General features: G+C 70.6%; 12 protein-coding genes. 7 read left to right on the forward strand and 5 right to left on the reverse strand.

Going from position 1 to position 14727, the window contains the following annotated elements; all coding sequences use genetic code 11:
• The first annotated feature begins 30 nt into the window (after positions 1-30).
• Positions 31-936 (forward strand): L,D-transpeptidase, encoded by a 906-nt coding sequence (locus KBX50_RS32040; protein WP_247674848.1) that lies wholly within the window; start codon positions 31-33, stop codon positions 934-936.
• A gap of 305 nt (positions 937-1241) precedes the next feature.
• Positions 1242-1667 carry a hypothetical protein gene (locus tag KBX50_RS32045; RefSeq protein WP_307871138.1) on the forward strand — a complete coding sequence of 142 codons (426 nt, stop codon included), beginning with the start codon at positions 1242-1244 and terminating at the stop codon, positions 1665-1667.
• Positions 1668-1714: 47 nt separating this feature from the next.
• Here KBX50_RS32045 and KBX50_RS33725 read toward each other — a convergent pair whose 3' ends face one another.
• Positions 1715-3823 carry a prolyl oligopeptidase family protein gene (locus KBX50_RS33725; protein ID WP_210941581.1) on the reverse strand — a complete coding sequence of 703 codons (2109 nt, stop codon included), beginning with the start codon at positions 3821-3823 and terminating at the stop codon, positions 1715-1717.
• Positions 3824-4284: 461 nt separating this feature from the next.
• Here KBX50_RS33725 and KBX50_RS32055 point away from each other — a divergent pair, with 461 nt between their 5' ends.
• The 3 genes from KBX50_RS32055 to KBX50_RS32065 are packed head-to-tail and all read left to right on the forward strand — an operon-like array spanning position 4285 to position 7819.
• On the forward strand, positions 4285-5460 hold the full coding sequence (locus KBX50_RS32055) for an iron-containing alcohol dehydrogenase (RefSeq protein WP_210941582.1): 1176 nt from the start codon (positions 4285-4287) through the stop codon (positions 5458-5460).
• Positions 5457-6587: a glycosyltransferase family 4 protein gene (locus KBX50_RS33730; protein WP_210941583.1), complete on the forward strand. Its 1131-nt coding sequence runs from the start codon at positions 5457-5459 to the stop codon at positions 6585-6587. The genes KBX50_RS32055 and KBX50_RS33730 overlap by 4 nt, the downstream gene beginning before the upstream one ends.
• Entirely contained in the window at positions 6587-7819 is a 1233-nt protein-coding gene (locus tag KBX50_RS32065; protein WP_247674853.1) for an MFS transporter, read from the forward strand. Before KBX50_RS33730 ends, KBX50_RS32065 begins: the two co-directional genes overlap by 1 nt.
• Here the strand turns inward: KBX50_RS32065 and KBX50_RS32070 are convergent.
• Together KBX50_RS32070 and KBX50_RS32075 are read right to left on the reverse strand one after the other, a co-directional pair.
• The gene (locus KBX50_RS32070; protein WP_210941585.1) at positions 7792-9057 is read right to left on the reverse strand and encodes a glycosyltransferase; all 1266 of its coding nucleotides are present in this window, start codon (positions 9055-9057) and stop codon (positions 7792-7794) included. The genes KBX50_RS32065 and KBX50_RS32070 overlap by 28 nt on opposite strands.
• Positions 9054-10043, reverse strand: a complete 990-nt coding sequence (locus KBX50_RS32075; protein ID WP_210941586.1) for a Gfo/Idh/MocA family protein — start codon at positions 10041-10043, stop codon at positions 9054-9056. The genes KBX50_RS32070 and KBX50_RS32075 overlap by 4 nt, the downstream gene beginning before the upstream one ends.
• Positions 10044-10524: 481 nt before the next feature.
• On the opposite strand from KBX50_RS32075, the gene KBX50_RS32080 reads away from it, so the two are divergent.
• Entirely contained in the window at positions 10525-11664 is a 1140-nt protein-coding gene (locus KBX50_RS32080) for a site-2 protease family protein (RefSeq protein WP_210941587.1), read from the forward strand.
• An 80-nt stretch (positions 11665-11744) separates the two neighbouring features.
• Here KBX50_RS32080 and KBX50_RS32085 read toward each other — a convergent pair whose 3' ends face one another.
• Positions 11745-12980, reverse strand: coding sequence for an FAD-binding protein (locus KBX50_RS32085; protein ID WP_210941588.1), 1236 nt, complete (start codon positions 12978-12980; stop codon positions 11745-11747).
• A gap of 59 nt (positions 12981-13039) precedes the next feature.
• Here KBX50_RS32085 and KBX50_RS32090 point away from each other — a divergent pair, with 59 nt between their 5' ends.
• A complete protein-coding gene (locus KBX50_RS32090; protein WP_210941589.1) occupies positions 13040-13468 on the forward strand; it encodes a hypothetical protein in 429 nt (142 codons plus the stop codon).
• 205 nt (positions 13469-13673) lie between these two features.
• On the opposite strand, the gene KBX50_RS32095 is transcribed toward KBX50_RS32090, so the two are convergent.
• Positions 13674-14603 carry an LLM class F420-dependent oxidoreductase gene (locus KBX50_RS32095; protein ID WP_210941590.1) on the reverse strand — a complete coding sequence of 310 codons (930 nt, stop codon included), beginning with the start codon at positions 14601-14603 and terminating at the stop codon, positions 13674-13676.
• Positions 14604-14727: the final 124 nt, after the last annotated feature.

The raw sequence follows: 14727 nt of genomic DNA on the forward strand, positions 1-14727 counted from the left end.
TTGGGGGGTAGGGTGGAAAGGGTGGGGGTTTTGGGAGTTCTGGGGTCGCGGGGGCGGCGGGGGGTCGCTCTCGGGATGGGCGTGGCGGTGCTGATGGGTGGGGCCGCGTACACCGGGTGGGCGCTGACCCCGGCACCCGGGACGACTCCCGTCGCCGGGCCCACCGGTGAGGCGCTGGTGCCGACGGCGGAGGTGCCGCCGTCGGCCGACGCCGAGCGGGTGCTGCCCGCGGCACCGGCGCCGGACGGGCTGCCGGAGATCGACTACGACCCGGCCCCCGCCGGCTTCCCCGACGACCCGGACACCCTCGACACCACACCGCTGACCCAGGGCCTGCACCCGACCCGCAGGATCGCCGCGTACGACGCGCCCGGTGGCCGGCCATTGGCGTTCCTGATGCCGACGATCAGCGAGGTGGAGCTGACCGTGCCGGTCGCCCGCCGCGAGTCCGGCTGGACGGCGGTGCTGCTCCCCTCGGCCAACCGCAAACTGGCCTGGCTGCCACCCGGCGGCTTCCGCACCGTCGCGCTGCGCGACCAGATCGTGGTGGAACGAACCCCGTTCCGGCTCACCTGGTACCGCGACGGCACCGCCCAACGCTCCTGGCAGATCAGTCTCGGCCAACGCGGGCAGGAAACCCCACTCGGCCGGACCTTCGTGCTGGGCCGCACCCCACCGCCGGAGTCGGTCTACGGCGGGGTCGACATCTACGCCCTCGGCTCGATCCCCGACGACCTGGACTCGGTGCCCGCCGGGCTGCGCGGCGCCCACATCGGCATCCACACCTGGTACCACGACGGGGAACTGGGCCAGCAGACCACAAACGGCTGCATCCGGTTGACCGCCAGCGGCCAGCGCCTGCTGCTGGAGAAGGTGCGCTCCGGCACCCCGGTGGTGGTCGTCGACGAACTGCCCGACCCGCCACCGACCGCCTGAGTCCGCAGTCGGGAGGCCAGCCGGCCCGACCAGCCGCTGGCTCACAATTGCAGGGCGGAGACCGCTTCGCCGAGCGTGGCGGCCCGGGCAAGTGGCTGGACGGGACCACCCTCAGCCAACCAGAGCCGGCAACCGGCCCGGTCGAACGACGCCACCACCGGCTGCCCGGCGGGACGCTCACCGGCTCCGCCAAGATCGTCGGTGGCACTTGACGCCAGGTCGGAGCGTGACTCGTTGCACTTCGGCGTTCGTCACGAAGCGGCGGTCCGACTCGTCGCACAGGTGTGAGCATCAAGTGCAAGCGTGTGATCGTCGTGCTGCTCGCGGTGACGGCTGCGGTCGTCGGCGTGTGGGCGGCTGCCTATCCCCAGTCGTTCTACACCGATTTTCCCTGGCCGGGGCGCAACTGGGTCTCCGCGCTCGGGCCGTACAACGAGCACCTGACCCGCGACGTGGGCGCCCTCTATCTGGCGTTGCTCGTGCTCAGCGTGATGGCCTGGCGGCGACCGACGCCGTCCGCGCTGCGGATGGCCGGCGGCGCCTGGCTGATCTTCACTGCGGTGCACTTCCTTTGGCACTCCCTGCACTTGCAGGTCTACCCGCCAGCAGACCGGGTCGGCAACGTGATCGCGCTCGGCGGCAACCTGGCGATGGCCATTCTGCTGCTGCTACCGGACCGCCCTGTCGCGACACAAGAGCGTGACACCGTCTCATCGGACCAGCAGACCTGACACCCCGCGTGGCGGCGTTGACAGTGGGTCTGCGACAGCAAGGCTGATCACGCCGGCCGGTCAACCTTCCCGGCCGGTGTCCATTCTTCCGGCCGGATGCGCTGGGCGGGCACGGCTTCGGCCGACGGGGCCAGTTTTCGCCAGAGGAACTCCAGTGACAACGCCTCGATGAAGGCGCGCTGCTCGTTGTTGGCCGCCGCGCCGTGTCCACCCTCGACGTTCTCGTAGTACGACACGTCGTGGCCGTGCTCTCGCAGCCGCGCGGCCATCTTCCGGGCGTGCCCGGGGTGCACCCGGTCGTCGCGGGTCGAGGTGATGAAGAGGACCGGCGGGTACCGCTCGTGACTGCGCACGTTGTGGTACGGCGAGTAGTCCCGCAGGAAGGCCCAGTCCTCCGCGACGTCCGGGTCGCCGTACTCGGCCATCCAGGAGGCACCGGCCAGCAGTCGGTGGTAGCGACGCATGTCCAGCAGCGGGACGTTCGCGACGACGGCGCCGACAAGCGACGGGTAGCGGGTGAGCATCGCCCCCATCAGCAGGCCGCCGTTGCTGCCGCCCTCGATGCCCAGCATTGCCGGCGTGGTGATGCCCCGGCTCACCAGGTCGGTCGCCACGGCCGCGAAGTCCTCGAAGGCGCGGGTTCGATGGGCTCGCAGCGCGGCCCGGTGCCAGCGCGGGCCGTACTCGCCGCCGCCGCGGATGTTCGCCACCACGTAGGTGCCGCCGTGGGCCAGCCAGCCCCGGCCGACGATGCCGTCGTAGCCGGGGGTCAGCGACACCTCGAAGCCGCCGTACCCGTGCAGCAGCGTCGGTCCGGCGGGGGCGGCCGGATCCCCGACCACGAAGTACGGCACCCGGGTGCCGTCGGCGGACGTGGCGAAGAACTGGCGTACCGCCAGGCCGTCGGCGTCGAAGAACGCCGGTGCCCGCTTGAGCGTCTCGACGCTGCCACCGACGCGTCCGAGCCGCAGCGTGGCCGGCTGGAGGAATCCCTCCGAGGCGATCAGGTAGGCGTCGTCCCGGTCCGGATCCGTCTCCACGACGCAGCTTTCCTGGTCGACCGGCACCCCGGGTAGCGGTTCGCGCCGCCAGCCACTCTCGCCGGGGGTGAGCAACTCCAACCGGCTGCGGACATCAGTGAGGGTGGTCAGGATGAGGTGGTCGCGGGTCCAGGTGTACCCGTTGAGCGAGGTCTGGTCGTCCGGCTCGAACAGCACGTCGAAATCCCGGTCACCGGCGAGGAAGCCGGTGAACCGGATCGCCAGCAGCGCGCCCGCCGGGTGGCCGACCTCGCCCACCTGCCACGGCGTACGCGGCCGGACCAGCAACCATTCCCGGTGCACGTCCCAGCCGGCGTCCTCGGGCACCGGGATCCGGATCCGCTCCCCCGCCCCGGTCAGCAGATAGCTCTCCGACCGGTAGAAATCCACGGTACGGGTGACGAAGTCACGCTCGAACCCGGGCGTCAGGTCACGCCAACCGTACGCCCCGATGTCGGTGGTGGACGCCTCGAAGACGATCTCGGCCTCGGGCAGCGGGGTGCCGCGCCGCCACCGGCGCACCACCCGTGGATACCCCGAGGCGGTAAGCGATCCCGGGCCGAGATCGGTGCCGATCCAGATGTGGTCGGCGTCGATCCAGCCGACATCGGTCTTGGCCTCCGCCACGGTGAACCCGTCCGCCACGAAGGCCCGGTCGGCCAGGTCGTACTCGCGCACCACCACCGCGTCCGCACCACCCCGGGACAGGCTGACCAGGCAACGCCGGTGCTGCGGCGGCAGGGTCGCCACACCACCCCAGACCCAGTTCTCGCCCTCCCGCTCGGCCAGCACGTCCAGGTCGAGCAGGACATCCCACTCCGGTTCCGGCCGGCGGTACTGGTCGAGCGTCGTACGCCGCCACAGCCCGCGCGGGTGGGCGGCGTCGCGCCACATGTCGTAGTAGTAGCCGTCGCCGCGCCATCCGGGGTACGGGATGCGGTCGTCCGCGTCGAGCACCTGCCGGATCTCGGCCTGCCGGGCCACGAACGCCGGACCGCCGGTGAGTGCCGCGACGGTCTCGGTGTTGCGCTCGCGGACCCACCTCGCCGCCTGCGGGCCGTCGAGGTCTTCGAGCCAGAGGTACGGGTCTTGGCTGTCATCGGTCGAGGTCGCCACCTTCGAACTATGGCCGACGACCGCCGCGAAGCCTCATCCGGCCGCTGTCGAGATGGCGACTGGCGTCCGGATAGCCTCGACGGGGACCGGATGGAGCTCGACACATGTACATAGATCGACTACCCTCGGTCCCGCGCGGGCACCGATGGGGGGACTCGACGCCGAGACGTTACGGTCACGTCAACGGGGGAAGTCATGGATGTCGTATCGCTGCACCAGTCGCCGGATTGCTCAGCCCGAGCGACACATCACTGCCCCTGACGCCTCCCGATCGTCCTTGAACACTTGGCGATCCAGCCTGCTGACGCGCTGATCGCGGAAGCGGCGCAGGAGACGGCGCGCCCCGGCCAGCGGTAGGCGAACTGTGCGCCGAGAGGCCCGAACGTAGAACGTCCTCATGTCCGCAGAAGACGAGCGTCTGTGCACAACCGACGATGAACCCCTCGCGGAAGGCACTCTCGGTGCGCGAACGAAAGATTCCCCTCGACGGCAGTCCGGTTTCCTACCTCTACGGCGTTGACTGCGCCGCCCAGCTTGCCGAGGCGTTCTCGACTCACCTCGGCGCGATGGACTCGCTGCTCCTCGTCGTGGACAGTCGGGTGACGGCGCACGCCGAACCGATCGGGCGGGCGCTGGCCGACCTGGCCGCGGTGACCACCTTCACCGTGGAGGCCAGTGAGGGCCACAAGACCTTCTCTCTCGTGGAGCGCATCCTGGAACGCGCCGTCGCGATGGGCGCCACCCGGCGTACGGTCGTGGTCGGCATGGGTGGCGGCATGGTCGGCAATGTCGCCGGTCTCGCGGCGGCGCTGCTCATGCGGGGAATCCGGCTGGTTCACCTACCCACGACCCCGGTGGCGGCCTTCGATTCGGTGCTGTCCGTGAAGCAGGCGGTCAATCTCCGCGGCGGCAAGAACCTCTGTGGCACGTACCACGCGCCCTCGCTCATCGGCTGTGACCTGCGATGGTTGAGCACGGTGCCGCACGACGAGATGCTCACCGGCCTTGCCGAGATGGTCAAGAACATGCTGGCGGTGCTGCCGCAGCAACGGTTGACGCTGGAACGGGCGCTGCACCGGCTGCCCGAGGAGCCGATGCAGTCGCTGCTCAGCCTGCTCGAACTTGGACTCTCCGCCAAAATTCCGTATCTGGATGAGGATCCTCGGGAGAAGAGAGCGGCGCTGATCTTCGAGTACGGCCACACGATGGGACATGCGATCGAGTTCGTGTCGGCCGGAGTCGTGAACCACGGTGCGGCGGTCGCCTGGGGCATGTTGGTAGCGGCGGAGGTGAGCCGCGAGCTGGGACATCTCAGCGACTGCGAGGTGGACGACCACTACCGGACGGTGAGCCTGTTGCGATTGCCCCCGGCGACGGCCGGTCCCGGCCGGTTGGCCCACGACCAACTGCGGTCGGTCCTGGCCAGGGACAACAAACGGGGATATCTGCGCTGCCGGCCGGGCGAGGTCCCGATGGTCCTGCTGAAGGCGCTCGGCACGCCGGTCACGGACGGCAACGGCCAACCGCTGACCGCAGTACCGATCGAGCTGATCCTGTCCGCTCTCGACCGGGTCGTCGCGCGCGACGAAGCCGCCGAGGTCGACCATGCCCGGCTCGACAGGGCGGTCTCGCGGTGACCGGAATAGCCTTCTTCGACGACTTCACCGACACCGTGCTCGGCCACCACCCGGATTTCATCGTCGGGCTCGCGAACGCGGCGACCGAGGTCACCGGTGGCGCGGAGCCCGTCCAGTTGCACTGTCCTACCGGCTACCTGTCGCAGCATCGCCTTGACGAGCGGGTCGCGCACCATCCGGCAGAAGGTGTCTCGCCCGGCTCCGGGGCCGTCAAGCTGCCGTACTCGCGGCTGGTCACCCCCGACAACCTCGCCGCCGCCAGCCGTAGCGCCGCCGCCCGCGGCGTGACGGTCTTCGTCGACTGCTACTTCGATGAGAACTACCCGGCTTGGCCGGCCCCGGAGCTCGGGCTGCGCCATGTTCTCTCGCTGCACCGTCCGGGCTACTTCACCACCGGGTTGACCGACCGGTTCCCACCGCGGCGGCCGGTTGCCGACATCATCCGCGGCCTGGCACCCGCGGGCCTTTTCGTGGTGCACTCGCCCGCCGCCGAACGTCTGGCGGCGAAGTTCGTCGACTCCCGCAGGTTGCTGCGGACCGGTTGGCCGACCGCGACGCGAGCGGAGGTCGCCAGGTGGTTCGGACAGGCAGCCGCGCCGCCGGACGAGGACCCCTACGTGCTCTCGATCGGCAGCGCCCGGACAGACAAGGGCATCGACCTGCTGATGTCGGCGCTCCCCGACGGTCAGCGACTTCGCATCGTGGGGCAGCAGTACGAGGAGACGGTGGCGCGGATAGGCGCTCGTCACCCGCGGCACCGGGTGGAGTGGGAGACCGGCTGGATTCCGCGCGAGCGACTGAACCAGGCGATCGCCCATGCCGCTGTGACGGTCTTCCCGTACCAGCCGGAGTTCAGCGACTACGGCGGCGCGTCAGGTGCCCTCGCCCAGGCGCTCGTCATGGGCAAGCCAGTGATCGTTTCTGAAGTGCTGGCCGAGCAGGTGCCGGTCTCGCCGGCATGCCGGATCGTTCCCGTCGGTGACGCCGACGCGTTACGGCACGCCATCGAGGACTCGCTGCGCCGCCTGCCGGAACTCCGCGCGGCGGCCGCTGAACTTCGTGGGCACGTCGAGCGGCAGCACACCTACGAGGCGCACGTCGAGCACATCCTGGAGCGGTGCGCCTGATGCCGGACGCCGCACCCGACTCTGCGGCCTGGCGCCGAACCACAGCGGTCTCCGGACTCGGCGCGCTCACCGTCGCCACGTTCTGCTTCGTGGTCTCGGAGAACCTGCCGGCAGGGCTACTCACCCTGATGGCCACCGATCTGGACACGTCGCTGTCCGCGATCGGCCTACTGGTCACGGGGTACGGGCTGACCGTCGCAGCGGTCGCGGTGCCACTGACCCGGGCTGCGCGACGGGTTCCCCGGCGCCGCCTGCTCTCTCTCCTGCTGGCGGTGTTCGTGCTAGCGAGCCTGACTGCCGCCCTTGCCCCCGGCATGGAACTGCTGCTGGTCAGCCGGATCGCCAGCGCGCTGGCACACGCGGTCTTCTGGTCGGTGGCGGTGGTCACCGCCGCCGGGCTCTTTCCGCCCCGGCTGCGGGGACGGGTGGTCTCGGTGGTGTTCGGAGCCAGCTCGGTCGCAACCGTGCTCGGTGTGCCCGCCGGAGCCTGGCTCGGTGAGTGGGCCGGATGGCGTGCCGCGTTCCTGACGTTGACCGGTCTCGGCCTGGTCGCGCTGGTCACCGTCGCCATGCTGCTACCGACGACCGCGCCCGAGGACGGACACGCGGCACGGGCGGCCACCCCGGACGCCCGCAGGTACGCCGTCCTGCTGGCCGCCACCGCGTTGGCGGTCGCGGGCCTCTCCGTCGCCACCACCTACACCGTGCCGTTCCTGCTCGAGGTGAGCCAGTTCTCCGGTGGCGCGATCGGCCCGCTGCTGTTCGTCCGAGGTGTGGCCGGTGTCGTCGCGGTGGCCGGCTGCGGAGCCCTGCTGCAACGCTGGCCGGGCCCCGCACTTGTGGTTCCGACCGGCCTGCTTGCGCTGTCGCTGTTCGGATTCCACACGCTCGGCGCCTATCGACCGGCCGTGATCGGGCTGTTGGCGCTCTCCGGCGCGAGCATGTTCGTGATGATCGCTGCGCTCGCCAATCGGGTGCTGGACGTGGCGCCAGGGCGCACCGACATCGCGTCCGCCGGGTTGAGCGCCGTCTTCAACGCCAGCGTCGCGGTGGGAGCGCTGCTCGGGGCGGTGCTGCTTCCCGCGTTCGGGGTGCGCAGCACCGTCCTGGCGGCAGCGGCGCTCGTGGCGGCAGCCGTCGCCGTGTTGTCGCGGGAGCCAGGGATCATGACCGGAGTCGGTGCTCTCGGCAACCCGAGAACCGATCACGAGGTTGCGAAGGGACGATCCTGAGAACAGTCGCGCACCGACCTACCGACGCGGTGCGCTTCGGCGAGGATCTGTGAGCCGTACCGGCGCCACATGCCGTGCAACCTCGGCGTGATGACCACCAGGTCGACCGACTGGTCCCGGATCGGGGTACGCAGGCCCAACGCGTGATGAGCCTGGTGCGGCCGGTCACGGGCCGCCTCTGCCAGCACCTCCGCGTCGTAGTCGACCAGGGTGCCGGTTGGTAGCGACGCCGGCACTGCGGCTCCGCATCCGAACACGGCGACGCTCGACCCGGTCGGCATCTCACGGACGGCCGCGTCGACGAGGCCGTCGACGCGTAGGCCACGGGACTGCTGCTGCCAGTCGACCAGGCTCTGGTAACGCCGATGCAGATCCAGCGAGTCCTCCTCGACCAGCCAGTCCCCCGTGGCGAACCAGGCCCAGTTCAGCTCCAGGGCCGGCTCCGGGAACTTGCCGAGCATCCGCAGCGCGTTCCGGGTGACGCTGGCCGAGTTGGCGGCCGGATTGCGAGGATGCGGGTACTCGATGGCCCACGCCTCGCGGCCGACCACGAAGCGCGTCCCGTGCTTGTACAACCGCAGCCCGAGGTCGAGATCCTCAACTCCCCAGCCCCGATAGCCCTCGTCGAAGCCCCCGACGTGCCAGAAGTCGTCGGCGCATACTGACATGTTCATGCTCCAGAACATGATCCACGGCAGCGCCAGCGCATTGACATCGAAGTCGACCATGGCGAACTGACGATGCCGGGTGTCCAGGAAGCTCGGATCGTCGCCGTACCGCGCCCGCACCTTCTCCGGCGTCAAGGCCGCCACCGCATCTGCCAGCCCGGGAGTCGGGTCGAATGGACGGTAGCCGTAGGTGTAGCCGATCACGGCAGATGACGCGGAACCGTCCCCGGCTGCGCCAGCGTGCAATCCGTGGTGTCCGCGGACGAAATCGGGGCCTGCCACCGTGCCCGCGTCCAGGAACACGAGGATGGGCGCGGTCGCCAGGCGGGCCCCCGCGTTGCGTGCCTCAGCGGCGCGGGCGCCTTGATCCTCCTGATAGTGGTAGCGCAGGTTGAGCCGGGTCGCGAAGGCACGGACCACCTCGGCGGTCTGGTCCGACGAGCCGTCGTCGGCGATCACGACCTCGAAATCGTCGATCGGCGTACGTTGCCCGGCGAGCGAGGACAAGGTGCGCGCCAACTCGGCGGCGCGGTTGTAGGTGGGAATCACCACCGAGACGAGCCGGCTCATTCGCCAGCGCTCCCCACGAAACCGCCGACCCGAGCGGAGGAGCGCGCCTCGAAGGCCTGCCGGACGAGATCGCTCGCCGTCGCCGTCGCCACGGAGGCCGCGGGGCTGAACTCGGCAGCTCCCCCGGTCGAGTACGACCGGCTGAACGCCTCGACCATCGCCTGGTACATGTTCATGCCGGGAAAGTCGACGCGTTCCGGCTCACCCCGGCGCCGGGTCAGCGTTGCCCGGCAGGGCCGCATGCCCGGGTTGTACGCATCGTCCAGCCGTGCCACCCCCTCGGTGCCGGCGATCTCCAGAGGGGCCTGCAACCACGGCAGCCCGAAGGTCGCATCCATGACACCGAGGCGGTCGCCGGGAAACGTCAGCACGGCTGAGCAGGTGTGGTCGATCCCGCCCGCCTGGAACGCGATCGCCTCCGCCGATGTCGGTGCCGCGTCGAACAGCAGGCACATCGCGTCGAGGGGGTAGCAGCCGACGTCGAGGAGGGCGCCGCCGCCCAGATCAGGTTCCAGGCGGATGTTCGGCGGCGGCCCGATGAGGAACCCGATGGACCCGCGGATGGCTCGCACCTCACCCACCGCTCCGTCATGTACGAGGTCACGCAGCCAGCGGAACTGCGAGTGATACCGATACATGAAGGCCTCGGTCAGCAACACGCCGCACTGTTCAGCGGCGCGTACGACCCGTCTCGCGTCGTGGAGACTCAGCGTCATCGGCTTCTCACACAACACCGCTTTTCCGGCCTCGGCGCACCGGATCGCCCACTCCGCATGCATGGAATTGGGCAATGCCAGATAGACACAATCGACGTCCGGATCGACCAGCAGGTCGGCATACGAATCATAATGCCGAAGGATTCCGAATTGGCGCGCCACCGCTGCCGCCCGCTTTTCCGTCCGACTCGCCACGGCCACGACCGCACACCCGGGCGTCTGCTGGATCGCGGGAATCACGTGCTCGACCGCAATCGCGGCGGTGCTCATCACACCCCATCGGACGCTCATCGAACAGCCAGTCCCCGCGACCTGGGGACGGGGCGGCAAAAATCGGTCAACGACCTTCTTGGATCAACCACCGACGACGACCAAAAAGCGTCAGCGCCGACTTCCATCGCTGTCAAGACGGCAAATCCCCCGGGTACGAACCAACACCAACAAAAACCCAGCAGAATATTACGAGGAGGTCTCGATAATCGCAAGGGGCGCATCGAGTTACTTGGAACTACGTCGCGCCGGACAGCATCGATCCGGGCGGGCGTCGCGTCACTGTCCATGCCCGCGGTTCGACTGCCGGACACCCGATCGTCAACGGGTCGCGAATCGTTGACGGACCGTGATCGTGGAACCGCGCGCCACGGCCGGAGGAAGCCGACCGGACGGGCCGGCCGACCTGGGTCGACGTCAGCATGAACGGATGGCCCTTCGGCCCTGGCATGGGAACGGGCTACGGGGGTATGACCGAGACATGAGGGCGAGTTTCCGGCTCGGCCGGATCGTGGGCGTACCGGTCGGGGTCAACTGGAGTGTCCTGGTCATCTTCGCGCTGATCTGGTGGGGGCTGTCGGCAAACCTGTTCCCCGAGTCGTACCCGGACCGCTCCGTGGTCGCGTACCTGCTGGCCGGGCTGACCGCCGCGGTGGTCTTCTTCCTCGGCCTGCTCGCCCACGAGGTGTCCCACGCGGTGGTGGCCAAGCGCAACGGCCTGGGCGTACAGGGGATCACCCTGTGGCTCTTCGGCGGCGTCGCCGAGCTGCGCGGCGAGGCCCGCTCCCCCGGTGCCGAGCTGCGCATCTCCGGGATCGGCCCGCTGGTCAGCCTGATCATCGGCGTCTTCTTCGGGGCCGTCGCGACGCTGCTCGCCCTGGCCGGGGTCCAGGGGTTGCTGCTGGGCGTGATGGCCTGGCTCGGCGGCATCAACCTGCTGCTGGCCGTGTTCAACATCCTGCCGGCGGCGCCGCTGGACGGCGGGCGGCTACTCCGGGCGGCGGTGTGGAAGGCCACCGGCGACCGGACCCGAGCCACGGTGGTGGCGGCCCGAGCCGGCTGGATTCTCGGCCTGGCACTCATCGGGTTCGGCCTGTGGCGGTTCCTCACCGGCACCGGGGTCGGCGGGTTGTGGCTGGCGTTGATCGGCTGGTTCCTGATCGGCGCGGCCACCATGGAGGAGCGGCAGGCCCGGGTGGGCGACGCGCTGCGCGGTATCCGGGTCGCCGACGTGATGACCCCGCAGCCGCAGACCGCCTCGGGTGAGCTGACGGTGGCCGACTTCGTGGACAACTACCTCTTCGCGTACCGGCACACAGCGCTGCCGCTGACCGAGGACGGCCGACCGGTCGGGCTGGTCACCCTCGACCGGGTACGCGGCGTGCCGTCCGGCGAGCGGGGCAGCACCACCCTGGCGGCGGTGGCCTGCCGCGCCGACGACTTGGTGCTCGCCTCTCCCGACGAGCCGCTGACCGACCTGCTGCCCCGGCTCAGCGACTGTGCCGACGGCCGGGCCCTGGTGGTCACCGACGGCCGCCTGGTCGGCATCGTCTCCCCCAGCGACATCAGCCGCGCCGTCCAGCGCAGCAGCATGCGCGACCAGCTCGCCACCGGCCGCTGACCGCCGACTGCGCTGACTCATGCTCGTTCGGTGTCCGGGCACGTCCACGGGCCGCGCCGCGTCGGTACGACGGGTCGCTGTCAGCGAGGAAACAGCTGGTCGAGTTCCTCGGTGCGGAATTTTCCCTTGAGGTCGAGGCGGTTGACCAACGCGGCGAAGTCGGTCCAGCGGGGGTAGGTAGCGGCGATCGTCGAGGTCGGCATCGTGAAGACCTTGCCCCAGTGTGGCCGGGGCGCGAACGGCGCCAGAGCCCGCTCGACCTCGGCGACGACCGGCAGTACCGCCGCCGCGTCGGCGATCCAGGTGAAGTGCACCGCGAGGCTGTCGCGGTCGTACTGCGGGCTGAGCCACAGCTCGTCGGCGGCGATCGTGCGCAGCTCGCTGGTCTGCGCGACCGGGGCGATCAGGTGCGCCACCTCGTCCAGCGCGGCGAGCGCCGCGCCGGCCACCGCGCGGGGCAGATGGTACTCGGACTGCAACTCGTCGCCGTTGCTCGGCGTGAAGCCGAGCCGGAAGTGCGGCAGCCGCTCGTGCCAGGGACCGGGCACGCCGAGCTGCTCGGTGCAGTTGACCACCGGCATGCCGGGCACCGGGTGCCAGGGCCGGTCGGCCGCCGCGGTGCCGAGCCAGTCCGCCGGGGGCGCGGGCCGGTCCGCGAGCTGCTTGCGCCAGACCTGGGTGCCGCGGGTGGAGCGCCAGTCGGTGAAGACACTGACGCTGTACGCCGAGGCGAGCGCCTCGTCCAGCGCCTCGCGGGGCAGGTCGAGGCGGACGTACTGGCGTACCTCGAAGGCTGGCACCACGTCCAGGGTGAGCCGGGTGACGATGCCCAGCGCGCCGAGGGAAACCACAATGCCGGTGAAATCGGGGGTGGTGCGGTCCACGGTGAGCAGGTCACCGGCGGCGGTGACCAGTTCCAGGCCGGCGACGGCGGTGGCCAGGTTGCCAACGGTCTCGCCGGAGCCGTGGGTGCCGGTGGCGACCGCGCCGGCCACCGAGATGTGCGGCAGGGAGGCGAGGTTGGCCAGCGCGTACCCGCGCTCGTGCAGCCAGGTGGCCAGGTCGCCGTAGCGCAGCGCGGCCGGCACGTGCACCACCCGCCGCTCTTCGTCGAGTTGCGGGCTGGTCGGCAGTCCGGCCAGCGTGACCAGGTCCCCGGTGGTGTCGCCGAGTCGGTTGAACGAGTGTCCGCTGCCCACCGCCCGGATCCGGTCGCTCCCGGCGACCAGTGCCCGCAGCTCGTCGATCGAGGACGGCCGGTGGTACGCCCGGGCTGCGTACTCGACGTTGCCGGCCCAGTTGCGGTGCGTCGACACTCCCGACCCCCTCTGCCCGTCGGCGGTTACCGCCGGCTCCGTCGGGGAACCCTACGCCGATGAGCAGCTACCGTGATCCCGCCCCTCGCGGCGACGTGTATCCCTCCGAGGAGGAGATCGACCCGGCCGGCAACGGCGTGGAGCCCGCCACCGGTTTCGCCGGCACCGTCGACGGCTCCCCGGTCACCTGGTCCGATGCCGGGCCGTCGGCGAGCCAGCCGGATCCGCAGCCGGGCCCCACCCCGGAACCGGTGCCGGAACCGCCGCCCGCCCCCGGCCCGCCGCCCCGGGTCGAGACCGGCGCCCGGTCGATCGTGACCCGGCACATGGACGGTTCGGTGCAGGTGGTCACCGATTTCGATGGCGACGGCGTGGCGGACCAGGTGCAGTTCGACCTCGACGGCGACGGGCTACCCGACGTCACCTACCTCGACCGGGACCGGGACGGCCAGCTCGACACCGTGCTGCGCGAGGAGCACCGAGTCTGACACGCCGCCGGCCCGGCGCCGGCTTGCCCGCCCCGCCGGCCCGCCCCGGCTCGCCCGGTCGGGCGGGCGGCAGCTGGGCGAGATCGACTCCGATTGCGGCATGCCGGTGTTTCCGGGGCGGCTGATGCCCCGGCTTGCCGCAATCGGAGCCGCTCCGCACGCACGGAGCCGCTCGCGTTCCACGGAGTCGCCCGCGTTGACCCGGTCAGAGCTGCCGCATCACCTCGGTGGCGACCAGGTCCAGGTGGTCCAGGTCGGCCAGGTCGAGCACCTGGAGGTAGAGGCGCTGGCTGCCGATCTCCGCGTACCGGCCGATGGTGTCGATGACCTCGGCAGGGGTGCCGGCGAGGCCGTTGACGCGCAGCTCGTCCGGTTCGCGGCCGATCGCGGCGGCCCGCCGCGCCACCTCGGCGTCGTCCTTGCCGCAGCAGAGCACCAGCGCGTTGGACCAGGTCAGCTGGGCCGGGTCGCGGCCGATGCCGGCGCAGGCGGCACGGACCCGCTCGAACTGGGCCACCGTCTCGTCGATCGAGACGAACGGCAGGTTGAACTCGTCGGCGTAGCGGGCGGCTAGCTGCGGCGTACGCTTCGCGCCCTTGCCACCGAGCAGGATCGGCGGGTGCGGGCGCTGGACCGGCTTGGGCAGCGCGGGCGAGTCGGTCACCTGGTAGTGCCGGCCGGTGAAGTCGAACGTCTCGCCCGACGGGGTGCGCCACAGACCGGTGATCACCGCCAGCTGCTCGTCCAGCCGGTCGAACCGCTCCCCCAGCGGCGGGAAGGGAATCCCGTACGCCTGGTGCTCGGCGTCGTACCAGCCGGTGCCGATGCCCAGCTCGACCCGCCCGCCGCTCATCTGGTCCACCTGGGCGACGGTGATCGCGAGCGGGCCGGGCAGCCGGAACGTCGCGGCGCTCATCAGCGTGCCGAGCCGGATGGACCGGGTGTCCCGGGCCAGCCCGGCCAGCGTCGTCCAGGCGTCGGTGGGGCCGGGCTCGCCGCTGACCGATCCCATCTTCAGGTAGTGATCCGACCGGAAGAAGGCGCCGAAGCCGGTCTCCTCGGCACGTCGGGCCACGGCGAGCAGCTCGTCGTAGCTGGCGCCCTGCTGGGGTTCGGTGAAGATCCGCAGTTCCATGGGTCGAGCATAGGTAAGGCGCAGGGGCGCCGCTTCCCTCGTGCCATGGTCCGTCGGCGTGGCCGCCGGCCCCCCCCCCCCCGACCCCCGCACCCCGACCCTCACGGGGGTGGGCCTCGAAAAG

The sequence above is a fragment of the Micromonospora sp. C51 genome (assembly GCF_018070435.1).
GTDB classification, from domain to species: domain Bacteria; phylum Actinomycetota; class Actinomycetes; order Mycobacteriales; family Micromonosporaceae; genus Micromonospora; species Micromonospora sediminimaris.

Excerpts from the sequence above, each read along its gene's own strand:
- KBX50_RS32095 (WP_210941590.1), bottom strand. The coding sequence starts at position 14,603 with ATGGAACTGCGGATCTTCACCGAACCCCAGCAGGGCGCCAGCTACGAC.
- KBX50_RS32070 (WP_210941585.1), bottom strand. The coding sequence starts at position 9,057 with ATGAGCCGGCTCGTCTCGGTGGTGATTCCCACCTACAACCGCGCCGCC.
- KBX50_RS32075 (WP_210941586.1), bottom strand. The coding sequence starts at position 10,043 with ATGAGCACCGCCGCGATTGCGGTCGAGCACGTGATTCCCGCGATCCAG.
- KBX50_RS32090 (WP_210941589.1), top strand. The coding sequence starts at position 13,040 with ATGAGCAGCTACCGTGATCCCGCCCCTCGCGGCGACGTGTATCCCTCC.
- KBX50_RS32080 (WP_210941587.1), top strand. The coding sequence starts at position 10,525 with ATGAGGGCGAGTTTCCGGCTCGGCCGGATCGTGGGCGTACCGGTCGGG.
- KBX50_RS32065 (WP_247674853.1), top strand. The coding sequence starts at position 6,587 with ATGCCGGACGCCGCACCCGACTCTGCGGCCTGGCGCCGAACCACAGCG.